This is a genomic window from Thiothrix lacustris DSM 21227 (genome assembly GCF_000621325.1).
In the GTDB taxonomy this organism is placed as follows: domain Bacteria; phylum Pseudomonadota; class Gammaproteobacteria; order Thiotrichales; family Thiotrichaceae; genus Thiothrix; species Thiothrix lacustris.
Genome location: NZ_JHYQ01000018.1, coordinates 76,440 through 98,738, shown reverse-complemented (window position 1 = coordinate 98,738; position 22,299 = coordinate 76,440). Strand labels below are relative to the sequence as shown.

Genomic DNA, 22,299 nt, shown 5'->3' with positions numbered 1-22,299 from the left:
ATCGGTTTGTAGCGTGCCATGCCTGCCTACTCATTCTGGTGCTTGTGATGCTTGATTATCCCACAAAATGGCGGTTCGGAGGGTTTTTCTACAGCCTCAACGTCCGGGCTTGCTAATGTGCCAGTGAACACGGCTGGCAAGTTACCCGCCGCACGGTATTGCAGCGCCAAGGCTGCCGCACCGAGGAAAGCGCTTTCGCGGCTGCTGTCCGTCGGCACTTGCCCTTGCGGGTAAAGTTGCGCCAGATAGGGTTGCAGGGCGGTGTTGCCTTGCGGAACTTGGGTTTGGCGTTCTGTGCCCAACAGGGCGATTTTGAGCAGGGTTTGTTGCAGTGGCATGGTTACGCAGCCTCGTTGGTTTGGAAGGTGCCGCAAACTTGCAGGGCGTTGCCGTCCCATTCCCCAAACACATGCAGCGGATGCCCGCCGCTTTCTGCCAGCAGTATCCAGCCCTGTTCATCGCTGATGCGCAAGGGAACCGCGTGTTGTTCAGCATCAACCAGCAGCCATTGCTGATCATGGCGGGCGGGGATGGCGTTGGCAATGGCAAACGGGAAATACCCCAACCAGGGGCATTTGCCCAGTGCCGTACCATAGGCTGCGAAGTTGGCAGCTAGCGGTATAAAGGCGGCTGCTTTGCTCCCTTCACCCCTTGCGGGGGAATCGCTGGGGCTGATGGGTAATGCCCGTAAGGGTATGGCAGCGGGGTAATAAATGGCTTTGCCTTCCAGATTGCCACCAAGGCCGGGGTACAACGCCATTGGCTGGTTCTGCACTGCAAAATCCAGTAACAACGCGTATCGCTGCGATTCCACCCCGTATAACCAAGTGCGTTGCGTGCGCATTTGCCCGTCGTCTTCTTGGCGTTGCCCGACTACTTGCCAGTGATCCGTGATGCCATCGAGTGCCAGCACGTCGTCCTTGCTCAGGTTGAAACCGATATGTGCCAGCACGTCAGCCTGTACGTCGGCGGGCAGCTTGTCGCGACGTTGCCAAGCTTCCAGCAGCAGGTGGAGACGTGCCAGTTCTGCGAGCAATTTTTCCTGCCATGCGCCGCCTTGGTAACGCAAGCTGGCGGCATTTTGCAGGCTACGGGCAAGGCCGGGGGCTTGCGCATCCACCATCCGCGCTGCCATGCGTTGCCATTGGTTATCGTCACTGTTGGCTAAGCCTTGGCGGATCAGGTCGGACAGCCAGCGTTGCAACTCGGTAATGCCTGCGTTTACCTTGTCTTCGCGGGCAGCGTTGCGTTTTTGCTGGGCAGCCGCCCGTTTTTGCAAGGTGGCTTCGTCAACCGGCTCGTCTTTGGCGGCAGCTTTGTCAGCTTGTTTCTGGGCGCGTTGCCCGCGTTTTTCCAGCCATTCCTGTAGCCAGACGGGTGGTTCGTTGCCGGTGAGTTTGTCGGGGTGGGCGGTGAATACCAGTGCGAGGCCAAGGCCGTGTTTGCAGGGAAATTTGCGGCTGGGGCAGGAGCATTTGAACGCAGGTTCTGCCAGGGCAATGGCGGTCTGGTAAGGATTTTTGCCGCTGCCTTTGATTTCACCCCACAATACGCCGTCGGCTTGCCCCAAGGTTTGCCATTGGTGCGGCTGGCTGAGTTTTTCGCCTGCCTTGAGTGAGGCGGCATCGGGGGAAAGTGCTGCAACTTGCGCCGTTGTCCATGTCGTCATAGGTCGTTTGTTATTATTGATGAATAATGCAGCCTAGTGTAAGAACGGTTTGGAGCCTTTGCAAGGCTGGCTGACAAGCTGTTTATTTGCCAGCAGTTTCGTTAACGTCTTGGCAAGACCGGCTGGCTGTGATTGAATGCCTGACTGATTTTTTGCTTATGCAGGCTCATCATGCAATCAACCGTTGATTTCAAAAAACTTGCCGTGACCGGGGTACAAGCCTTGCACCCTTACCAGCCGGGCAAGCCTATCGAAGAGCTGGAGCGCGAATTGGGGATTAGCAATATCCTCAAACTGGCCTCCAACGAAAACCCGCTGGGTGCAAGCCCCAATGCACAGGCGGCGATTGCTGCCGCGTTGAAAACGTTGGAACTCTACCCTGATGGCAGTGGCTACCAATTGAAAGCCGCGATTGCTGACAAGTTTGGCCTGCAAAGCGCACAGATTACCTTAGGTAACGGTTCCAACGATGTGTTGGAATTGATTGCCCGTGCGTTTCTGGATAATAGCCGTGCAGCGGTGTTTTCAGAATACGCCTTTGCCGTTTACCCCATCGTTATTCAGGCGGTTGGGGCGGAATTGCGCGTTGCCAAGGCGAATCCTCCCGAACATGACACCATGCCTTACGGGCATAATCTGGCGAATATTGCCGCGAAAATCACGGATAATACCCGCGTGGTGTTCATCGCCAACCCGAATAACCCGACGGGGACGTGGCTGAGCAAGGCAGATTTGCACGCTTTCCTGCAACGTGTGCCCAGTGATGTGATCGTGGTGATCGACGAAGCCTACACCGAATACGTGAATGACCCGACCTTCCCGAATGCGCTGGCATGGCTGGCGGAATTCCCGAATCTGATTGTTACCCGGACGTTTTCCAAGATTTACGGGCTGGCAGGTTTGCGGGTGGGGTATGTGGCTTCTGGCGCAGATATTGCCGATATGCTCAACCGGGTACGTCAGCCTTTTAATGTGAATTCACTGGCCTTGGCGGCGGCGCAAGCGGCTTTGGGCGATGAGGCTTTCCTCCAGCAAAGTGTTGCCACCAATGCGGCGGGCTTGCAGCAATGGTTTGCGGCGTGCGCTGAGAATGGCTGGGAATACATCCCGACCGTGGGTAATTTCATTACGGTGAACATGAAACGACCCGCTGCGCCTTTATACGATGCTTTGCTGCGCGAAGGGGTGATTGTGCGCCCCATTGGTGGCTACGGTTTGCCGCAACACTTGCGTATCACGATTGGTACACAAGCGCAGAATGACCGTTGTATCAAGGCATTACAGAAGGTTCTTAGCGCGTGATCAATAAACTTGTCATCTTTGGGGTCGGCTTGATCGGCGGTTCACTGGCGCTGGCCTTGCGTGAGGCGCATTTCTGCAAAACCGTCGTGGGTTGTAGCCGTAACGCGGTGCATCTGCAAAAAGCGGTTGATCTTGGCGTGATTGACAGTTTCACCCTTGACCCAGCGGAAGCGGTGCGTGATGCCGATATGGTATTACTCGCAGTACCGATGGGGGCAATGGGGCATTTGCTGCAACAGATCAAGCCGGTATTGCCTGCTGATGCGATTCTTACCGATGCGGGCAGTACCAAAGGCAGTGTGGTGGCGGAAGTCGAGCAGGTATTTGGTGCTGATTTCAGCCGTTTCGTGCCCGGACACCCGATTGCTGGGCGCGAAAAGAGCGGGGTGGAAGCGGCGATTCCTGACCTTTATATCGACCGTCGGGTGATCCTGACGCCGTTGCCGCATACTGACCCGCAGGCGACCGCCAAAGTGGAAGCGATGTGGAAGGCGACAGGCGCATTGCTGGAAAGGATGCCGGTAGCCTTGCATGATCAGGTGTTGGCGGCGACCAGCCATTTGCCGCATGTGCTGGCGTTTGCGCTGGTGGATACCTTGTTGAACATGCCGCAGCGTGAAGATATTTTGCGCTATGCAGCGGGTGGATTCCGCGATTTTACCCGGATTGCGTCGAGTGATCCGGTGATGTGGCGGGATATTTGCCTGACCAACAAACCGGCGATCTTGGATGTGATTGCCGCTTTCCAGCACAATCTGGGCGAATTTGCCGCCATGATCGACGCGCAGGACGGTGAAGCCCTGCACAATCGCATGGCAAAAGCCAAGCAAGCCCGCGACAATTACGTTATTGCTGTTGGATCCACTGGGTAATATCGCTAATCACCTTGGCGCTTTGTAAGTCGCGGGTGAGCATGTGCCAGCCATTGGGGTAGCGGATGAAGCGGGTTTTGCTGTTTTTGGGCAAGCGTTGCCACAAGCGTTCAATGGGTTTGGCGGGAATCAGTTCATCCTTGCCGCCGTACAGGAGCAGGGAGGGAACGCGGATATGCTCTGCGGCGGCATAGCCTTTATCCATGAGATCGACCAGTCCGGCGACCGTTTCGATGCGTGCGCCTTTGATCATCCACGGGCTTTTCCATATTTCCCGTAACAGGACGCGGTTGTCGGTGGCGCGGATGCCGAGGCTTTCGCCGGTCGGTTTCCAACCGGGGACGAGCTTCACGGCAATGTCTTGCGCGACCCGTTGGTAAAGCGGTTGGGTATCGCGTGTCCAGACAGCGGGGGCTTCGAGAATAATGCCATCCACGTCGAGTTTGCCCTCTTCAGCCGCGACCAGCGTGACCGCACCGCCCATCGACATGCCCCAAAGGTACAGCGGTTGTTGCGGATCTTGTTGACGTAACAAGGCGGCGAGTTCCCGCGCATCGGCGGCCATGCGTTGTGCGCCTGCCCATTGTCCGCGATAGGCAGAGCGCCCGAAGCCGCGTTGGTCAATGCCCCAGACGTCGATGCCGCGTTGGGCGAATTGCTTGCCTACGCTGTCGAACGCACCTGCGTATTCGTTGAAACCGTGCAACAGGATCAGGGTGGCGCGGGATTTCCCCTTGGGTTGCCAATGCGTCATGACTAAATCTGTGCCATCACTGGCGCGAAACAGGGGTTGTTGCAGCAGTTGCGGCTGAACGTGATGCGTACCCAATGGCATGGGGGCGGTGCTACAGCCGGACAGTGTGATGAGCAGCATCAAAACGGTTTGAACAGTGTACCTGTGCCGCCATGTTTGCTGGAGTGGCATGTTGGGTTCCTTCAGTTGGGTTGTCATGTTTGAATGTGCGGTATTATGCCGCATTGCGTGGGTGTTGCACCCTGTTGGTGGGTATGATTGAATGCCCGCACGACTACACACGATACAGGAAAACCCGCGTGAGCCATTCCAGCACCAATCTACAATTTAACGTCCAGCCCGGTGGCAGTTTGCACGGCACTGTGCGCGTTCCCGGCGACAAATCCATTTCGCACCGTTCCATCATGTTAGGTTCGTTGGCGGAAGGCACGACCCACGTCAGCGGTTTCCTGCAAGGCGAAGATTGCTTATGCACCTTGAATGCGTTTCGCAGCATGGGCGTGGCGATTGATGGGCCTACGGATGACGGTAAAGTTACCATCCACGGCGTAGGGCTGCACGGCCTGCAAGCACCTGCGGGCGATCTGGAGATGGGTAATTCCGGCACATCCATGCGCTTGATGTCGGGCTTGATGAGTGGGCAAGCCTTTGATGTGCGCATGACGGGTGATGCTTCCTTGTCCAAGCGTCCAATGAAGCGCGTGACTGTGCCGCTGGCGAGCATGGGCGCTGTCATTGATGCAACTGAAATAGGCACGCCACCGCTGTTGGTGCATGGCGGAAGCAAGCTGCAAGGCATCCATTACGACATGCCGGTTGCCAGCGCACAGGTGAAATCCTCGTTGTTGCTGGCGGGTTTGTATGCGCAAGGCGAAACCTCGGTAATAGAACCTGCGCCGACCCGTGACCATACCGAGCGTATGTTACGCGGCTTCGGCTATGCGGTGAAAACCGACGGCAACCATATTAGCCTGCAAGGTGGTGGCAAGCTCACCGCGACGGATATTGATGTGCCATCCGATATTTCTTCAGCAGCCTTTTTCATGGTCGGCGCCAGCATTGCGGCAGGTTCCGACCTGACGATTGAACACGTCGGCATGAACCCGACCCGCACCGGCGTGATCGACATTTTGCGGCTGATGGGCGCAAACCTTGAAATCCTCAACGAGCGCGAAGTCGGCGGCGAACCCGTTGCTGACGTGCGTGTGCGTGCTGCGCCTTTGAAAGGTATCCAGATTCCTGAAGCGCTGGTTCCGCTGGCGATTGATGAATTCCCGGCCTTGTTTATCGCCGCTGCCTTTGCCGAAGGCCAAACGGTGCTAACCGGTGCGGAAGAATTGCGCGTGAAAGAAAGCGACCGCATTCAAGTCATGGCCGATGGCCTGATTGCCTGTGGTGTGGATGCGCAACCGACCCCGGACGGCATTATCATCAAACCCGGCAACTTCACTGGCGGGACGATTGATAGCCACGGCGATCACCGCATTGCGATGTCGTTTGCGATGGCAGCATTGCGGGCAACCCAGCCGATTACCATTAACGATTGCGCCAACGTCAATACCTCGTTCCCCGGCTTTGTGGGTTTGGCGGCAGGCGCAGGCGTGAGGATCAGTGCAGCATGAATACCCCATCCCCCGTGATTACCCTTGATGGCCCTGCGGGTGCAGGCAAAGGCACGATTGCTTGTATGCTGGCGGATAAACTCGGCTGGCACATGCTCGACAGCGGTGCCATTTACCGCGTGGCAGCCTTGGCGGCGCTGCGCAGTGGCGTGGGTTTAGGCGACGAAAAGGCGCTGGCTGCGCTGCTTCCCACCTTGAATATCGAATTCAACAATGGCGAAGCTTGGCTGAATGGCGAAATGGTCACCGGCGAAATCCGCAATGAAACCTGCGCCAGCGCCACCTCACAAATCGCGGCGTTGCCTGCGGTACGTGCCGCATTACTGGTGCTGCAACGCAATTTCCGCCAGTTGCCGGGCTTGGTTGCCGATGGGCGCGACATGGGAACGGTGGTGTTCCCGGAGGCGACCCACAAGTTCTACTTGACCGCCAGTGCTGAAATACGTGCAGAACGCCGTCTAAAACAGTTGAGCCAACAAGGACTTAGTGCTAAACTTTGCGACCTGATTCAAGACATCAACGCTCGCGACGAACGCGATACCAACCGCCCGGTAGCTCCCTTAAAACCTGCCGCTGATGCGTTGGTTATCGACACCGGTTCGTTGGATCAAACCGAGGTTTTTGCCACAGTGTTGCACTACATTACTTAAACACTTGATAGATCAGATCATTTTTAGGGAGCCCTGACAGGAAGTCTGGGCTTTTTGCGTTTTAACCCGTCAATGCAGGATGCTGTGACGATAAACCATTTTGTTAACAGGTATTTTTATTCATGACTGAAAGTTTTGCTGAACTGTTTGAAGAGAGCCTTTCCTACACCCAAATGCAGCCCGGCGCTCTGCTGAATGCAACAGTTCTCGAAGTCCGCTCCGATTTCATTATCGTTAGCGCTGGCCTGAAATCCGAAGGCGTTATTCCTGCTGAGCAGTTCAAAAATGAACGCGGCGAAATCAACGTTAAAGTCGGTGATCTGGTCGAAGTTGCCCTTGATACCGTAGAAGACGGTTTCGGTGAGACTCGCCTCTCCCGCGAAAAAGCGCGCCGCCTGCGTGCTTGGGAAATTCTGGAAGAAGCCTTCACCAACGATGAAATCGTTACCGGTATCATCACTGGCAAGGTTAAAGGTGGTTTTGTTGTTGAACTCAGCGACATCCGTGCCTTCCTGCCGGGTTCACTGGTTGATGTGCGTCCAGTCCGCGATACTTCCTATCTGGAAAACAAGGAACTGGAATTCAAGCTCATCAAGCTGGATCAGAAGCGCAACAACGTCGTGGTTTCACGTCGTGCAGTCGTTGAAGAAGAATACAGTGCAGAACGCGATGCATTGATGGAAAACCTGCAAGAAGGTCAAGTCATCAAAGGCGTGGTCAAGAACCTTACCGATTACGGTGCGTTCCTCGACCTCGGCGGCATCGACGGCCTGTTGCACATCACCGATATGGCTTGGAAGCGCGTCAAGCATCCTTCCGAAGTGGTTAACATCGGTGACGAAATCGACGTTAAAGTCCTCAAGTTCGACCGCGACAAGAACCGCGTATCACTGGGTCTGAAGCAATTGGGTGAAGATCCATGGCAAGATCTGGTTCGTCGTTACCCGTCTGGCACGCGCATCTTTGGTAAGGTCAGCAACCTGACCGACTACGGCTGCTTCGTGGAAATCGAAGACGGTGTTGAAGGTCTGGTTCACGTATCCGAAATGGATTGGACCAACAAGAACGTCAACCCAGCCAAAGTGGTCACACTGGGCGATGAAGTGGAAGTCATGATCCTCGACATCGACGCAGAACGTCGCCGCATTTCTCTGGGTATGAAGCAATGCCAAGCTAACCCTTGGGATGAATTCGCAGGCACTCGCAACAAAGGCGACCGCGTTTCCGGTAAGATCAAGTCTATCACTGACTTCGGTATCTTCATCGGTCTGGACGGCGGCATCGACGGTCTGGTTCACTTGTCCGACATTTCTTGGAACGTGCCTGGCGAAGAAGCCGTGCGTAGCTACAAGAAAGGCGACGAAGTTGAAGCCGTCGTATTGGCTGTTGATCCTGAGCGTGAGCGTATCTCCCTCGGCATCAAGCAGATGGAACAAGACCCGTTCTCCAACTTCGTGGCAGCCCATTCTAAAGGCAGCGTAGTGAAAGGTACTGTGGTTGAAGTTACCCCTAAAGCGGCGAAAATCGACTTGGGCGAAGGCATCGAAGGCATCCTGCGTGCTTCCGAACTGTCACGCGACCGCGTTGAAGATGCTCGCACCCTGCTGAAAGAAGGCGACACTGTTGAAGCCAAATTCATGGGCGTTGACCGTAAAACCCGTTCCATCAACCTGTCCATCAAGGCCAAGGATGATGAAGATGAATCACGTTTGATGCGTGAGTACACCGGACGTTCTACCAGCTCTGGTACGTCATTGGGTGACATCTTCAAGGAACAAATGGGCGAGTAATTTTCACCCACCAGGACGGTAAGCAGGTCAAGGATGACCTATAGTTCAGGCGGTGCAGATGCTTTCTGCACCGTTTTCCAAGACTGGAAAACTGTAACAACGATTATGATAACCCCGTCGCTTGTTCAGGAGTGGAATGGATGACCAAATCTGAAATCATTGATATTCTGTCACGCAAACAAAGTCATTTAAGCAGCCGGGATGTAGAACTTTCCGTGAAGCTATTGCTCGATAAAATGAGTGAGTCTTTGTCCAATGGCGGACGTATTGAAGTCCGTGGATTCGGAAGCTTTTCCCTGCATCACCGTGCAGCGCGTAAAGGCCGCAATCCCAAAACGGGCGATCAGGTGGCATTGCCGCCGAAATATGTGCCTCACTTCAAACCCGGCAAGGAATTGCGGGAGCGCGTGAATGAATCACGGGTCGGTTTTCCGATTCAGGATTAACATGCCTGTTGGCGCACGCTAATCATAAAAGGGGGGCACTAAGCCTCCTTTTTTACGTCTAAGGTTCTATGCAAGAAATCCTATTTTTACTATTGCCCATCGCTTTTTATTCTGGTTGGCAAGCAGCGCGTAAGCGCTATAAAGAACGTCAGGAACAGCGCAAAGAAATCTCTGTGCGGTTTGTGCAAGGCATCAACTACTTATTGAGCGAAGAACCTGACAAGGCGCTGGATGTCTTCCTCAATTACCCGGATATTGATGAATACACCGCCAATACCTTCCTGTTACTCGGTAATTTGTTCCGCAACCGGGGCGAAATCAACCGTGCCCTGCGGATACACCAGAATCTGGTGGCACGTTCCGATCTGAGCAAAGCACAACGCACAGCGGCGATGCTGGCGCTGGGGGAAGACTTTTTTGCTGCCGGGTTGTTGGATCGGGCCGAAAGTGTTTTCACTGAATTGCTTAAAGATGACCCGAAACACGCGGATGCGTGCGAGCCCTTGCGCAATATTTACGAGCAATTGCACGAATGGGACAAAGCGATTGACATCACCCAGTACGCCCAACAACGCAACAAGGTTGACCGTAGCCGTTTGATTGCGCATTACTATTGCGAGCTGGCGATTCAGGAATTGCAAAAGCAAAACCTGTTCCGTGCGGAAGAAACTATTAAAAAGGCTGCGAAAGCTTATCCTGCCTCGGCGCGGGTGCTGGTATTAAAAGGCGATTTGGCCTATGCGCGTGGTCAACGTGAAGAAGCACAAGAACTTTATCGGCAGGCTATTGAAAAAGACACCCGCTTGATTGGCATGTTATTCAATCAGTTACTCAATAATTTTAATCAGAAAGAGGAACTGGAACGCCTCTATGGGTTTATCCAGCAAGCTTTCGCCAAAACGCAGGATGCCAAATTGTTCGGCTATTTGCTGCAATTGGCGCGTAAGTTGGGCAAGCTCCAAGATATGCAGACGCAGGTGGAAGAGCATCTCACCAAGGGCAAGCCGACCCTGAATACCTTGGTGCATTCGACCGACGTGTTGTCATACCTGTGGCAAGAAAACAAGGTGTGCGACATTGCCCAGCTACAAACGGCTTTGCAACGCCTGTCTGCCAGCCAGCCCGATTTCCAGTGCGCCCATTGTGGGTATAAAATGCATGGCTATTTATGGCGTTGCCCCGCGTGCCATCAGTGGGATACCGTCAGTAACGTTTAACTTTTCAGGAATATTGCATGTCTAGCCGTTTGATTATTGCCCTTGATTTCCCCACTGCCGCACAGGCATTGGCGTTTGTGGAACCCCTTTCCCCAGCCGAGTGTAAGCTCAAAGTTGGTTTTGAGTTGTTTGTGGCGGCAGGGCCAGATTTTGTGCGGCAATTGACCGGGCGTGGTTTCGAGGTATTTCTGGATCTGAAATTCCACGACATTCCCAATACGGTCGCATCAGCGTGCAAAGCGGCGGCAGGGTTGGGCGTTTGGATGATTAACGTCCATGCAGCGGGTGGGGCGAAAATGATGCAGGCCGCGCGTGAGGCTTTACAAGGTTTTGATAAACCGCCGAAATTGATTGCCGTGACCGTATTGACCTCAATGGACAAAGTACAACTGGCAGGTACGGGTGTAACGTCAGAACCGGCACAACAAGTGCAACATCTGGCGCAATTAGCGGCCAGCAGCGGGCTGGATGGGGTGGTGTGTTCGGCACAGGAAGCGGTCATGTTGCGCCAGCTCTTGGGCGATGACTTCTTGTTGGTCACACCCGGTATCCGCCCGGTAGGCAGTGATCAAGGCGACCAGTCGCGGGTGATGACACCGGCTCAAGCGCGGGAAGCGGGCGTTAGCTATGTTGTCGTGGGTAGGCCGATTACACAAGCGGCTGATCCGCAGGCGGTGATTACGCAGATTAACGCGGATTTGTAGAAGAAAATCCGCGTTTCCTCAGGCATTTAGCAGGTGTTGTGCTTCTTTTTGCATAGCACCGCGCGCGAAAATCAGTTTCCAGCGGCTGCCACCTGCCTGTCGCCACAATAGCGCGGCACGTACCCCGGCTAGCAACAAAGCGCGGATTTTTGCCGCGTTTTCCGGGTTGGCAAGGTGGCTCTGATCACCTTTGATCATGATACGCGGCCCCAGTTTGCTGATGGTGGTGGTGTAGATTTCTGCCAGACGTGCCACCATATTCGGGTGTGTCATCGCGAAAAAGTCGAGTTGTTGCTGGGCATTTTCGATATTTTTCAGCAATGCCTTGAACATATCCGGGTCATTAGCGAGCTTCTTTTCCAGATACAGCAAATTGACCGCGTAACGGGTGGCTTCGATGTCTTTGGGCTTGCCATCCGGGGTCAGGTTGCCTGCACCAAGCTGGTACATCAGCACCTTCAAGCCCGTTTTTAGATTTGCAACGCCGCCGTATAAGGCTTCGGGGGAATGGTCATCCTCCGTCAGCACGCTGTTCATGCAGGCGTTAAACAATTCACTGTCTACCCTGCCACGGGCGGCGATTTGGGTAACACCTTCGACACACTGGAACAGGGCGGCGAGGGCGATGGTTCGGTTACGGTTATTGGCTTCCACGGGTTTTTATCGAGTCCGGTTCTTGTGTGTTTAAAGAGCATAAGGCTTTAGGGAAATAATTCAAGTTAGCCCTACTTAATTCGACGGCTTCGGGCAGTCTTGCGCCATCGCGTCGATGATCCCGCCGCCCAGACAAATATCTGCTTGATAGAACACGATGGATTGTCCGGGCGTGATGGCGCGTTGCGCTTTGGGGAAGCACACTTCGCAGTGTCCGCCTTCAAGAATGGTTACCTGACAGGTTTCTTCGATTTGGCGGTAACGGATTTTAGCTTTGCATTCAAAGGATTGGGCGGGGGGATGGCCTGCTACCCAATGCAGTTGCGAGGCGAGTAGGAAATGTTTCATCAGCAACTCGTGCTGGTGGCCTTGGGTAACAATCAGTTGGTTATGGGTCATGTCTTTTTCGACGACAAACCACGGCGAGTCATCGGCATCTTTGCGCCCACCGATTCCTAAACCCTGACGTTGGCCGAGGGTGTAATACATCAGGCCGTGGTGTTTGCCAATGGTTTCACCGTCGGGTGTGACGATATTGCCGGGTTGGGCGGGCAAAAAGCGTTGCAGGAATTCGCGGAATTTACGTTCGCCGATGAAGCAAATGCCGGTGCTGTCTTTTTTGCGGGCAGTGGTGAAGTTAGCCTTTTCCGCCAGTTCACGCACCCGGCTTTTTTGCCATTCACCGACAGGGAACAGGCTGCGTTGCAGTTGATGCTGTTGCAGCGTGTAGAGGAAATAGGTCTGGTCTTTATTGGCATCCACGCCTTTGAGCATTCGCACCGTGCCGTCGGGGTCGCGGGCAATGCGGGCGTAGTGCCCGGTGGCGATGTAGTCTGCACCCAGTTCCAGCGCCAGATCGAGGAAGGCTTTGAACTTGATTTCCTTGTTGCACATGATGTCGGGGTTGGGAGTACGCCCGGCGCGGTATTCATCCAGAAAATAGGTGAATACCCGATCCCAATATTCGCTGGCGAAATTGCGGGTATGCAGCTTAATACCCAATTGGTCGGCAACTGCTTGCGCATCGGCAAGGTCAACGGCAGCGGAACAGTAGTCTTCGGTGTCGTCTTCTTCCCAGTTTTTCATGAACAAGCCTTCGACCTGATAGCCTTGTTCCAGCAATAGCAGGGCGGCAACCGAGGAATCTACGCCACCGGACAGGCCAACAATCACACGTTTTGCGTTCATTTTAGTCATCAGATAAGAAGTATTGCAGGCTATCAAGGGAATGGCGTACCCCGGATTCGTACATGTCCAGTGAGCGCCCCACCAGTTCACTGCGCCAGATACGCGGTTGCTGGTTGCGGATTTGTTCGCGGGTCAGAAAGTGGACGGCGGTAATATCCGAGTCAATCTGATAACCGGGAACGGCTTCGAGCAACGTGCCGGTAAAGGTAAAGCGTAAGAATACCCGGTCAGGGTCATCACGGTGCATGTGGAAAATGCCGAGTAGGGCGGTGGGTTCAAAGCGCCAGCCGGTTTCTTCGAGCGTTTCACGGCGTACTGCTTCGAGCAAGCTTTCACCGTGTTCCATGTGTCCGGCGGGCTGGTTGATGGTGAGTTGCCCATAGTGCATTTCTTCCACCATCAAAAAGCGGTTATCGTGTTCAATGACGCTGGCGACGGTGACGCGGGGTTTCCAAACCATGATTGACATCCTGTGAGGCGAAAGAAGCGTATTCTACACACAATGTTACTGCATTCGTCTATAATCACCCCATCAAAATAAGTCGACAATCAGGGTACGGGTATGACGGACGAATCTTTCCTCGATGGTGAACACGCCGCTTTTCTTGAGCAGCTTTACGGACAATACCAACAAGATCCGCACAGTATTGACCCGCAATGGCAGGCATATTTCCAGCGGCTGGATGCAGCAGAACCTACGATGGCAGCGGCTCCACTGAATGGTCAGGTATTGGCACAACGCAGCGAGCAATTGCACGTCTCCCGTCTGATTAATGCTTATCGCTATTTGGGGCATCTGGAAGCGAATACCAACCCGTTGGGTGATTACGCTTATAAAGTGAGTGTGCCGCAATTGATGCTGGAACACCACGGGCTGGAAAATATCAGCCTCGACACGGTATTTGACCCCGGTTCCTTCAATCTTACCGCCAAACCGACGCTGGGTAATATTATCAATGCCTTGCGCGAAACCTATGTGGGCAACATCGGTTTTGAGTATATGCATATTCTGGATATACAGGAAAAGCGTTGGCTTCAAAAACGTATCGAGTTGGATAAGGGTCGGGCGAAACTCAGCCACCCCGAACGCCGCAAGATTCTGGAACAACTCACGGCCGCCGAAGGTTTCGAGCAATACCTGCACCGCCGTTACGTCGGGCAAAAACGCTTTGGTTTGGAAGGTGGTGAAAGCCTTATCCCTATGTTGCAAACCTTGATCCACGAAGGCGGCAAACAAGGCTTGCAGGAAATCGTCATTGGCATGGCGCACCGTGGTCGTCTCAACGTATTGACCAACGTGCTGTGCAAGCCTGCGGGCGAATTGTTCGAGGAATTTGAAGGCAAAATCGACGAAACCTACACGGGCGACGTGAAATACCACAAAGGTTTTTCCTGCGATGTGGGTACTGAAGGTGGCCCAATGCACTTGGTGCTGGCGTTCAACCCGTCGCATCTGGAGATTGTCAGCCCAGTGATGGAAGGCTCGGTACGCGCCCGTCAGGATCGCCGTCAAGACAAGGATGGTGATCAGGTATTGGGGATTTCCATCCACGGTGATGCTGCGTTTGCGGGGCAGGGCGTGGTAATGGAAACCTTCAATATGGCGCAAACCCGTGGTTATCGCACCCGTGGCACTATTCACATTGTCATCAATAATCAGGTAGGTTTTACCACGAGTACCGTGTCAGATAGTCGCTCGACTTACTATCCGACCGACGTGGCAAAAATGATCAATGCACCGATCTTCCACGTGAACGGCGATGACCCGGAAGCCGTGGTCTATGTCACGCAGGTGGCGTTGGCATACCGTCAGATGTTCCAGAAAGACGTGGTGATCGACTTGGTGTGTTATCGCCGTCTGGGACATAACGAAGCTGACGAACCGAATATGACCCAGCCGGTCATGTACGGCATTATCCGTAGTTTGCCAACCACGCGAGCCAAATACGCGTTGCGTCTGGCAGAAGCAGGCGTGGTCAGTGAAGGCGGTGGGAAAGGTCTGATCGACGCTTACCGCACCAAGCTGTCGAATGGCGGGATTACCTGTTGCAACAGCCAGACCCGTTCTGGTCTGCCTGCCGAATTGCTGACCCATTGGAAAGCCTTTTTGGGGCAGCCGTGGCGTCAGGAGATTGACACAACGTGTACCGCAGAACGCATCCAAAGCATCAGTGAACGCTGGGTCAGCAATATCCCCAAAGATTTCATGGTGCACCCGCGTGTTCTCAAAGTGCTGGAGGCGCGGGTTGCGATGGGGCGTGGTGAGCAAGCGGCGGACTGGGGTTTTGGTGAAACACTCGCCTACGCCACGCTGGTCGAGGAAGGTTTCGAGGTGCGTTTGTCGGGGCAGGACTGCGGGCGCGGCACTTTTTCGCATCGTCATTCTGTGCTGCACCACCAGCAGCGCCGTGAGCAGTGGGTTCCGCTGCAACATACGGCCGATTTTCAAGCTAAATTTACCGTGATTGACTCGGTGCTGTCGGAAGAGGCGGTACTGGCGTTTGAATACGGTTACGCCAGTGCTGAGCCGAATACGTTGGTAATCTGGGAGGCGCAATTCGGTGACTTTGTGAACGGGGCGCAGGTGGTGATCGACCAGTTCATCAGTTCCGGTGAACAAAAATGGCAGCGTTTGTGCGGGCTGGTCATGTTTCTGCCGCACGGGATGGAGGGTCAGGGGCCGGAGCACTCCTCTGCACGGCTGGAGCGTTTCGTGCAACTGGCGGCACAGGAAAACATGCACATCTGCATTCCTTCCAACCCCGCGCAGATCTTCCACATGCTGCGGCGGCAAATGATACGCAAATACCGCAAGCCACTGATTGTTTTTACCCCGAAAAGCTTGTTGCGGCATCCGCTGGCGGTCAGCACTCTGGAAGATTTCACCTCGGGCAAGTTTGAGGTGGTGCTGGATGATGTGGATATTACTGACATCGCCGCGAAGGAAAAGGTTAAACGCGTGATTATGTGCAGCGGCAAGGTTTACTACGATTTGCTGGAAGAACGCCGCAAGCATGAATTGACCGATGTGGCGATTATTCGCCTTGAGCAGCTTTACCCGTTCCCGGCACAGGAACTGGTGGATGTGATGGAGTATTACCCGAACATCGAAAAAGCTATCTGGTGTCAGGAAGAGCCTGTCAATCAGGGTGCGTGGAATGGCATCAAGCATCGCTTTGAAGCCTATGACTATGCCAACGTGGCGTGTGTGAGTCGCCCAGCGATGGCGGCTCCGGCGGTAGGTTCGCTGTATATGCATCAGCGGATGCAACAGGCGTTGGTACGTGAGGCGTTGGGGTTGGATAAATAATCAATAATTGCGTAAATAAAATGGAACATGACATTTACAAAGCACCGCAAGCAGAGCTGGTTAGTAACCTGCCTGATACGCCGGAATTTTATGTGGTATCGGAACGTAAATTTCTGATTCTAGCCATTGCTACAGTGGGCACATATTTAATTTATTGGTTTTACCGCCATTGGAAAAATCAGAAGCTCAAGCATAGCGACAGCATCTGGCCAGTTGCTCGTGCCATATTCAATATTTTCTTCACACATGCGCTGTTTAAGCGTATTCAGGGCAAGCTGACAGAGGTTGGTAAAACCTTTACGTGGTCACCGCGTGTCATGGCCACAGTGTTTGTGATTGCGTCCATTATCAGCAACATTTCTGACCGGATTTATGCACAGGAGGGAGCGCCAGTGATATTTTCCCTGATCGGTTTTGCTACCCTGATTCCAATGGTATGGAGCAGTTACAAAGCGCAACAAGCTGCCAATATTGCCTGCGACGATGTGGCTGGAAAGCAAAATAGCAAGATCACCGCTGCTAATATGGCTTGGATTATCTTTGGGGTAATTATTTGGATGCTATTGTTGTTTGATCTTTATACGGAAATGGTTGGGTTGCCAGCATCGCTTTGATCCGTATGAGCTGCTCGGCGATAGCTGCTGCTCCGGCAGTATTAGCATAGATTTTCCTCGCGATAACTCAATCGTTCATCCCGCTCCAGCAGCGTTTGGAAATAAGCATCCACAACCCGCGCTTGACCCGATGTAGAGTCCTGCGCATACATCGCCTGCCGGAACGCATTGCTGTCGTGCAGCCCGTTGGTATACCAAGCAATGTGCTTGCGGGCGATGCGGCAACCGGAATATTCCCCGTAAAACTGGTACAAATCATCCAGATGCCCCAGTAATACCTCGCGGACTTCGGCAACCTCCGGCGGCGGTAATAATTCCCCGGTTTGCAGGTAATGGCTCATTTCGCGGAAAATCCACGGTCGCCCCTGCGCTGCCCGCCCGATCATGACGGCATCCGCACCTGTTGCATCCAGCACGATTTTCGCTTTCTGCGGGCTGTCGATGTCGCCATTGGCAATGATGGGGATGTTGGCGTTGCGTTTAACCTCACGGATCAGCTCATAACGCGCTTGCCCGGTATACATCTGCTCGCGGGTACGCCCATGAATCGCCAGTGCCGCAATGCCTGCCTGCTCCGCTCTTGCCGCGACTCGCAGGATATTTTCCTCGCCATCGGCATAGCCCAGCCGGGTTTTCAGCGTCACGGGCACATCGACGGCGGAAACTACTGCATCCAGAATCCGCGCCACCAAATCTTCATCCTTCAGCAGGGCAGAGCCTGCCAATTTGCGGCAAACCTTGCGTACCGGGCAGCCCATGTTGATGTCTACGATCTGCGCCCCGTTGGCGACCTGATAACGCGCAGCTTCGGCCATGCTTTCCGGCTCGGAACCGGCAATCTGGGCGGATATGGGGGCAAGTTCCCCGTCAAAATTGGCGCGGTAAAGGGATTTCTTGTTGGCATACAGGGTGGCATCCACCGTCATCATTTCGCTGACGGCATGGCCTGCGCCAAAGTGTTTGCAGAGCGTGCGGAAAGGGCGATCCGTTACCCCCGCCATAGGGGCAACAATCAGGGAATTGTCGAGGGTGTAAGAGCCAATTTTCATAGTGTGTGGGAGAGTTTACCACAGCAAAATCGTAAGGTTGTGGTAAAGTATCCCGCCATTAAGCAACCACCTGCACGGAGAACCATTGTGCGTCTGAACGTAGAACAATACCGTCACTGGGAACACAAAAAAGTGACTTTGCTGGGCATGTCCGGCGTCGGGAAAACCCATATTTCCAGCCTGTTGCGCGACCATGACTGGTTCCATTATTCCGGCGATTACCGCATCGGCACGCGCTATCTGGATGAGGACATTATGGATCTCATCAAGGAACAGGCGATGAAAGTGCCGTTTTTGCGCGAACTGTTGCGTAATGACTGGATTTACATCCGCAACAATATCCGCGTGGATGATTTGGGGCCAGTGCTCTCCTTCGTCGGCAAGCTGGGCAACCCGGAGTTGGGCGGCGTCCCGCTGGATGATTTTATCCAGCGTCAGGCGCAATACCGCGAAGCTGAAATTGCCGCCATGCGCGACGTGCCAGAATTCATCCGCAAAGCACAAACCATTTACGGCTATTCGCACTTCGTCAACGACGCAGGCGGCAGTTTGTGCGAATTGGAAGAGCCTTCCGTATTTGAAGTATTAGCGGAACAAACCCTGATTCTGTACATCAAGGTGACTACCAAGGATGAGGAGCAGAAACTCATCGACCGCGCCCGCAGCGACCCGAAACCCTTGTATTACCGCCCCAATTTCCTGCGCGAACATCTGGCGGTTTACTTGCAGGAAACGGGTTTGCAATACGCCGCTGAAATGGTGCCAGACGACTTTACCCGCTGGGTATTTCCGCGCCTGTTCCATTCCCGTTTGCCGCGTTACGAAGCCATTGCCCGCGACTACGGCTACACCGTCACGTCAGAGGAAGCCGCGCAAGTCCGCAGCGAAGATGATTTCAATGCATTGATCGAAATGGCGATTGCACGCCATACGTAAGCTGGGAGGTGAAGGGAATCCATGCCATTAGTCGCACATACCGCGCTGCCAACGTTTGAACGCTTGCGCCAGGAAGGCCAGACTGTTCTGAGTGAAGATTACGCTTTCAATCAGGACATCCGCGAACTGCATATCGGTTTTTTGAACATGATGCCGGATGCGGCGTTGGCAGCCACAGAACGCCAGTTTTTCCGGCTGGTGGGCGAGTCCAACCTGATTGCGCAATTCCACATCCACCCGTTTACGCTGGATAGCTTGCCGCGCAGTGACAAGGCGCAAGCCTACATTGACCAGCACTACGAAAAGTTTGAGGATTTGCGGAAACAAGGGCTGGATGCGTTGATTATTACCGGCGCAAACCCGTCAGCGGCGCATCTGGAGGACGAGCCGTTCTGGGAAGGGCTGTGCGAAGTGGCGGCATGGGCGATGGAAAATGTTACGTCCACGCTGTGTTCCTGCCTCGCCAGCCATGCACTGGTGCAGCATTTGTGGGGAATTCGGCGTCGCCCTTTGGGTTTCAAACGCTGGGGCGTTTACAGCCATGCGGTAACGATGCCAGAACATCCGCTGGTTAACGACCTCAATACCCGTTTCGATGTGCCGCATTCGCGTTTCAACCAAATCGACCGGGTGCAACTGGAAGCGGTTGGGGTGCAAGTGCTGGTGGAAAGCGATGAGGCGGGCGTACACATGGCGGTCAGCCCCGATTTGTTTCGCATGATTTTCCTGCAAGGCCACCCGGAATACGATCAGGTCAGCCTGTTGAAGGAATACCGTCGCGAAACCATGCGTTGGTTTGAGGGCGCGCGGGAAGACTACCCGCCGTTCCCGGAAAACTACCTGCGCCCCAAGGCCAAGGCTATCCTCAACGAATACCGGCTGACACAGCGTCTTGCTAAACGTCAGGGCAAGCCTTTACCGGATTTCCCGGAAGCCTTGCTGTTGTCGATGTTGCACAATACCTGGCGTGACACCGCCAAAGTGTTTTACAGCAACTGGATCGGTAAGGTTTACCAGATCACCAATAATGATCGTCGTAAGCCTTTCATGGAGGGGGTTGACCCTAATGATCCGTTAAAGCTGCGCAAACACAGGGGAATGGGCTAGGCTATAAGGTATGAAAACATGGAACTTTAGTCTGTTCTTAATCTCCATTGTACTGTTGGTTGGCAGTCTTAAGGCGTTGCTGGATTATTGGCAATACGATGAGGTGGCAGCAGATGTGGCACAAATGATGTTACATCAGGTCAGTGATGTCGAGGTGCGCCAGCAGGTTCAGGATGCCATTGCCAACAATAATCCTGCTGATGCCCGCATGTACCTGAGTCTTGCCGGTACCTTTGGCTACGCAGTGCAACCCGCTGAATTTGAAGCCGAACTGCAACGGTTGGAATCTCCCTTGAATACTGCCCGTCGTACAGTGAATGATTTTACTGCCGGTTTCTTGGAGGGTAATGCGACCAGTGGTGCAGGCGTGGCAGGGGCACTGACCTCGGATTTTACGGTGGTGGGTGATGCGCGGGATTTGTGGGAGCAGTACCAGCTATATGCTAAAAACGAGCCTGTTAATGAGTTGATTGTAACGTTAGCGGGTGTCGGGGTTGGGTTGACTGCTGCTTCTATTGCCAGTGCGGGTACAGTAGCGCCTGTAAAGGGGGGCGTATCTACCACTAAGCTCGCCGCTAAGGGTGGGCGTTTGACACCTCCCTTCCAGAAGCTCCTGCTCAGGCAGGGTTCAGAAGTCTTCGACTATAAAGGGTTCTTATCAGCGGCACGAGCGGAGAAAAATCTAGAGGGTATCAGTAAGGCTGCTGTTAAGGCTTACAACCCTCAGGCAACACAAGCGATCCAACAGACGGCTGAGCAGGTGAACAATATTCGTAAAGCAAGCTCTACCGTTGATGTAGTACACTTGTTGCAATATGTTGAAAATAGTGATGATTTGATGCGGTTAGAAAAGCTTAGCCTGCAATACGGTACGCAGACTAAAGGCCTCATGAAGTTGTTAGGTAAAGGTGCTATTGGAACAGTACGGACATTACGTAAGTCGGCTGAATTACTCATCAGCGCTCTTGCTTCATTAGTATCGTTCATCGGCTTTATCGTCTCGTTTGGCAGTATAAGATTGAAAAATTGATCTTGAAAATCCGTTGTTTAGTTTAAATTTTGAACTAAACTTACTGTTTGGTTACGTTATTATTAATATTATTTCTAGCGCAGTAAGGTTATGGGATTACTTGCTTTTAAGGATGCAGTTCACCTTGTATCACGTACCGGCTTAGGCGCGGAATGGGATATGATCAAACAACTGGAAGGCCGTAGCCAAGAGGATGCGGTCAACTGGGTGCTGCATTCTGCTGCCTCTGGTTTGAGGCCGACACCGCGTATGACACCGTGGTTAAAGCTCGAACCGATGCGCTTGAATGACATGAAAACCCGTAACTCGGCCTGGTCAATTTCACAACGTGAAGGCAAGCTTCTGCAAGCATGGTGGGTGGAGCAAATGCTTGCTACTCACACGCCGTTTATTGAACGCATGACCTTGTTCTGGCACAACCATTTCACTTCCTCTATCCAGAAAACCTTGCAACCTAGTTTGCTTTACCAGCAAAACTTGCTGTTGCGCCGCCATGCGACGGGGAATTTTGCCGAATTGCTGCGGGCAATGGCGAGGGACCCCGCCATGCTGGTGTATTTGGATGGTTACCAAAATACTAAATCACAGCCCAATGAAAATTTCGCCCGTGAGCTACTGGAGCTGTTTACCATTGGGCGCGGGCAGTATCGCGAATCTGATGTGAAAGCCGCCGCCAAAGCCTTTACGGGTTGGGGCGTTGACAATAATACTGGCAAATTCATTATCCGCCCAGAAGAACACGCGTCTGATTCAGTCACGTTTCTAGGTAAAACCGGCAGATTTACGGGTGATGACATTATCAAAATCTTGCTGGAACACCCGCGTACTGCTGAACGTCTTACCGAAAAGTTTTGGCTGGAGTTCGTCAGCAATCGCCCTGATCCGGCGTTGGTTAGTGTTTGGGCGCAGCAACTGCGGAAATCCCATTACGATATCCAGCGCTTCATGCGGACGCTGCTGACCAGTGAACCTTTTTGGGCACTACAGAACCGTGGGACACTGGTGAAATCGCCCGTGGAACTCGTGATCGGTACGCTACGGACGCTGCCATACCCGCGCGAATCCACACAGGAATTGCTGAATTTGTGCCGCTTGTTGGGTCAGGAGTTATTTGACCCACCCAACGTTAAAGGCTGGAGCGGTGGTGAACACTGGATCAGCACCCAAACCTTACTGGTACGTAATGCCTACCTTTCCAAATTGTCACGCGGCGATTTGAATGATAAAAGTGCAGCAGGCGTGAAATTACCCAATGCTTCCGAGGAGCAACTGGTGGAATGGTTACTGCCCGTCAAACCCTTGCAGCCCTTGCCCACCACGCCCGGTGCGCGGCGCTTAGTGCGCTCCTTGCTGCTTGACCCTGCCTTTCAGGTATCCTAACCCCA

Annotated in this window: 21 protein-coding genes; 14 read left to right on the top strand and 7 right to left on the bottom strand. The window is 53.6% G+C overall.

Annotated elements, in window-relative coordinates; translation table 11 throughout:
- Positions 1 to 26: 26 nt before the first annotated feature.
- Positions 27 to 338 carry a DUF5691 domain-containing protein gene (locus Q394_RS0109990; RefSeq protein WP_028489170.1) on the bottom strand — a complete coding sequence of 104 codons (312 nt, stop codon included), beginning with the start codon at positions 336 to 338 and terminating at the stop codon, positions 27 to 29.
- A gap of 2 nt (positions 339 to 340) precedes the next feature.
- On the bottom strand, positions 341 to 1,669 hold the full coding sequence (locus Q394_RS19795; RefSeq protein WP_038141104.1) for an SWIM zinc finger family protein: 1,329 nt from the start codon (positions 1,667 to 1,669) through the stop codon (positions 341 to 343).
- 171 nt (positions 1,670 to 1,840) lie between these two features.
- On the opposite strand from Q394_RS19795, the gene hisC reads away from it, so the two are divergent.
- Positions 1,841 to 2,971, top strand: a complete 1,131-nt coding sequence (gene hisC, locus Q394_RS0109980) for a histidinol-phosphate transaminase (RefSeq protein ID WP_028489169.1) — start codon at positions 1,841 to 1,843, stop codon at positions 2,969 to 2,971.
- Complete coding sequence (locus Q394_RS0109975) at positions 2,968 to 3,843, top strand: prephenate dehydrogenase (protein WP_028489168.1); 876 nt, start codon at positions 2,968 to 2,970, stop codon at positions 3,841 to 3,843. Before hisC ends, Q394_RS0109975 begins: the two co-directional genes overlap by 4 nt.
- Here Q394_RS0109975 and Q394_RS19790 read toward each other — a convergent pair.
- A complete protein-coding gene (locus Q394_RS19790; protein WP_245606775.1) occupies positions 3,818 to 4,795 on the bottom strand; it encodes an alpha/beta hydrolase in 978 nt (325 codons plus the stop codon). The two genes, Q394_RS0109975 and Q394_RS19790, sit on opposite strands and share 26 nt — an antisense overlap.
- A 101-nt stretch (positions 4,796 to 4,896) precedes the next feature.
- On the opposite strand from Q394_RS19790, the gene aroA reads away from it, so the two are divergent.
- The 6 genes from aroA to pyrF all read left to right on the top strand — a co-directional run bounded on the left by aroA (position 4,897) and on the right by pyrF (position 11,026).
- The gene (aroA, locus tag Q394_RS0109965; protein ID WP_028489167.1) at positions 4,897 to 6,219 is read left to right on the top strand and encodes a 3-phosphoshikimate 1-carboxyvinyltransferase; all 1,323 of its coding nucleotides are present in this window, start codon (positions 4,897 to 4,899) and stop codon (positions 6,217 to 6,219) included.
- Complete coding sequence (gene cmk / locus Q394_RS0109960; protein ID WP_028489166.1) at positions 6,216 to 6,869, top strand: (d)CMP kinase; 654 nt, start codon at positions 6,216 to 6,218, stop codon at positions 6,867 to 6,869. Before aroA ends, cmk begins: the two co-directional genes overlap by 4 nt.
- Positions 6,870 to 6,991: 122 nt before the next feature.
- Positions 6,992 to 8,659 (top strand): 30S ribosomal protein S1, encoded by a 1,668-nt coding sequence (gene rpsA, locus Q394_RS0109955; RefSeq protein ID WP_028489165.1) that lies wholly within the window; start codon positions 6,992 to 6,994, stop codon positions 8,657 to 8,659.
- A gap of 140 nt (positions 8,660 to 8,799) precedes the next feature.
- Entirely contained in the window at positions 8,800 to 9,105 is a 306-nt protein-coding gene (locus Q394_RS0109950) for an integration host factor subunit beta (protein ID WP_028489164.1), read from the top strand.
- Between the two features lie 68 nt (positions 9,106 to 9,173).
- The gene (locus Q394_RS0109945) at positions 9,174 to 10,322 is read left to right on the top strand and encodes a tetratricopeptide repeat protein (RefSeq protein ID WP_028489163.1); all 1,149 of its coding nucleotides are present in this window, start codon (positions 9,174 to 9,176) and stop codon (positions 10,320 to 10,322) included.
- Between the two features lie 17 nt (positions 10,323 to 10,339).
- Positions 10,340 to 11,026: an orotidine-5'-phosphate decarboxylase gene (pyrF, locus tag Q394_RS0109940; protein ID WP_028489162.1), complete on the top strand. Its 687-nt coding sequence runs from the start codon at positions 10,340 to 10,342 to the stop codon at positions 11,024 to 11,026.
- Between the two features lie 18 nt (positions 11,027 to 11,044).
- Here the strand turns inward: pyrF and hflD are convergent, their stop codons facing one another.
- From hflD to Q394_RS0109925, 3 genes are all read right to left on the bottom strand, one after another.
- Positions 11,045 to 11,680 carry a high frequency lysogenization protein HflD gene (gene hflD / locus Q394_RS0109935; RefSeq protein WP_028489161.1) on the bottom strand — a complete coding sequence of 212 codons (636 nt, stop codon included), beginning with the start codon at positions 11,678 to 11,680 and terminating at the stop codon, positions 11,045 to 11,047.
- A gap of 75 nt (positions 11,681 to 11,755) precedes the next feature.
- Entirely contained in the window at positions 11,756 to 12,868 is a 1,113-nt protein-coding gene (gene mnmA / locus Q394_RS0109930) for a tRNA 2-thiouridine(34) synthase MnmA (RefSeq protein WP_028489160.1), read from the bottom strand.
- Between the two features lies 1 nt (position 12,869).
- Positions 12,870 to 13,328, bottom strand: a complete 459-nt coding sequence (locus tag Q394_RS0109925) for an NUDIX hydrolase (protein ID WP_028489159.1) — start codon at positions 13,326 to 13,328, stop codon at positions 12,870 to 12,872.
- 102 nt (positions 13,329 to 13,430) lie between these two features.
- Here Q394_RS0109925 and Q394_RS0109920 point away from each other — a divergent pair, with 102 nt between their 5' ends.
- Both Q394_RS0109920 and Q394_RS0109915 read left to right on the top strand, forming a co-directional pair.
- Positions 13,431 to 16,178 carry a 2-oxoglutarate dehydrogenase E1 component gene (locus tag Q394_RS0109920; protein ID WP_028489158.1) on the top strand — a complete coding sequence of 916 codons (2,748 nt, stop codon included), beginning with the start codon at positions 13,431 to 13,433 and terminating at the stop codon, positions 16,176 to 16,178.
- A gap of 20 nt (positions 16,179 to 16,198) precedes the next feature.
- Positions 16,199 to 16,792 carry a hypothetical protein gene (locus tag Q394_RS0109915; protein ID WP_028489157.1) on the top strand — a complete coding sequence of 198 codons (594 nt, stop codon included), beginning with the start codon at positions 16,199 to 16,201 and terminating at the stop codon, positions 16,790 to 16,792.
- Between the two features lie 41 nt (positions 16,793 to 16,833).
- On the opposite strand, the gene dusB is transcribed toward Q394_RS0109915, so the two are convergent.
- Positions 16,834 to 17,841, bottom strand: a complete 1,008-nt coding sequence (gene dusB / locus Q394_RS0109910) for a tRNA dihydrouridine synthase DusB (protein WP_028489156.1) — start codon at positions 17,839 to 17,841, stop codon at positions 16,834 to 16,836.
- An 87-nt stretch (positions 17,842 to 17,928) separates the two neighbouring features.
- Here dusB and Q394_RS0109905 point away from each other — a divergent pair, with 87 nt between their 5' ends.
- The 4 genes from Q394_RS0109905 to Q394_RS0109890 all read left to right on the top strand — a co-directional run bounded on the left by Q394_RS0109905 (position 17,929) and on the right by Q394_RS0109890 (position 22,294).
- The gene (locus Q394_RS0109905; RefSeq protein WP_028489155.1) at positions 17,929 to 18,777 is read left to right on the top strand and encodes an ATPase; all 849 of its coding nucleotides are present in this window, start codon (positions 17,929 to 17,931) and stop codon (positions 18,775 to 18,777) included.
- A 21-nt stretch (positions 18,778 to 18,798) separates the two neighbouring features.
- On the top strand, positions 18,799 to 19,884 hold the full coding sequence (metA, locus tag Q394_RS0109900) for a homoserine O-succinyltransferase MetA (RefSeq protein ID WP_028489154.1): 1,086 nt from the start codon (positions 18,799 to 18,801) through the stop codon (positions 19,882 to 19,884).
- Positions 19,885 to 19,894: 10 nt separating this feature from the next.
- Positions 19,895 to 20,914 carry a hypothetical protein gene (locus Q394_RS0109895; protein WP_038141101.1) on the top strand — a complete coding sequence of 340 codons (1,020 nt, stop codon included), beginning with the start codon at positions 19,895 to 19,897 and terminating at the stop codon, positions 20,912 to 20,914.
- Between the two features lie 90 nt (positions 20,915 to 21,004).
- A complete protein-coding gene (locus Q394_RS0109890; RefSeq protein WP_028489152.1) occupies positions 21,005 to 22,294 on the top strand; it encodes a DUF1800 domain-containing protein in 1,290 nt (429 codons plus the stop codon).
- Positions 22,295 to 22,299 lie beyond the last annotated feature (5 nt).

Coding starts and splice junctions, on each gene's coding strand:
- Q394_RS0109990 (WP_028489170.1), bottom strand. CDS start 338: ATGCCACTGCAACAAACCCTGCTCAAAATCGCCCTGTTGGGCACAGAA.
- Q394_RS19795 (WP_038141104.1), bottom strand. CDS start 1,669: ATGACGACATGGACAACGGCGCAAGTTGCAGCACTTTCCCCCGATGCC.
- hisC (WP_028489169.1), top strand. CDS start 1,841: ATGCAATCAACCGTTGATTTCAAAAAACTTGCCGTGACCGGGGTACAA.
- Q394_RS19790 (WP_245606775.1), bottom strand. CDS start 4,795: ATGACAACCCAACTGAAGGAACCCAACATGCCACTCCAGCAAACATGG.
- cmk (WP_028489166.1), top strand. CDS start 6,216: ATGAATACCCCATCCCCCGTGATTACCCTTGATGGCCCTGCGGGTGCA.
- rpsA (WP_028489165.1), top strand. CDS start 6,992: ATGACTGAAAGTTTTGCTGAACTGTTTGAAGAGAGCCTTTCCTACACC.
- Q394_RS0109950 (WP_028489164.1), top strand. CDS start 8,800: ATGACCAAATCTGAAATCATTGATATTCTGTCACGCAAACAAAGTCAT.
- Q394_RS0109945 (WP_028489163.1), top strand. CDS start 9,174: ATGCAAGAAATCCTATTTTTACTATTGCCCATCGCTTTTTATTCTGGT.
- pyrF (WP_028489162.1), top strand. CDS start 10,340: ATGTCTAGCCGTTTGATTATTGCCCTTGATTTCCCCACTGCCGCACAG.
- mnmA (WP_028489160.1), bottom strand. CDS start 12,868: ATGAACGCAAAACGTGTGATTGTTGGCCTGTCCGGTGGCGTAGATTCC.
- Q394_RS0109925 (WP_028489159.1), bottom strand. CDS start 13,328: ATGGTTTGGAAACCCCGCGTCACCGTCGCCAGCGTCATTGAACACGAT.
- Q394_RS0109920 (WP_028489158.1), top strand. CDS start 13,431: ATGACGGACGAATCTTTCCTCGATGGTGAACACGCCGCTTTTCTTGAG.
- Q394_RS0109915 (WP_028489157.1), top strand. CDS start 16,199: ATGGAACATGACATTTACAAAGCACCGCAAGCAGAGCTGGTTAGTAAC.
- dusB (WP_028489156.1), bottom strand. CDS start 17,841: ATGAAAATTGGCTCTTACACCCTCGACAATTCCCTGATTGTTGCCCCT.
- metA (WP_028489154.1), top strand. CDS start 18,799: ATGCCATTAGTCGCACATACCGCGCTGCCAACGTTTGAACGCTTGCGC.
- Q394_RS0109895 (WP_038141101.1), top strand. CDS start 19,895: ATGAAAACATGGAACTTTAGTCTGTTCTTAATCTCCATTGTACTGTTG.
- Q394_RS0109890 (WP_028489152.1), top strand. CDS start 21,005: ATGGGATTACTTGCTTTTAAGGATGCAGTTCACCTTGTATCACGTACC.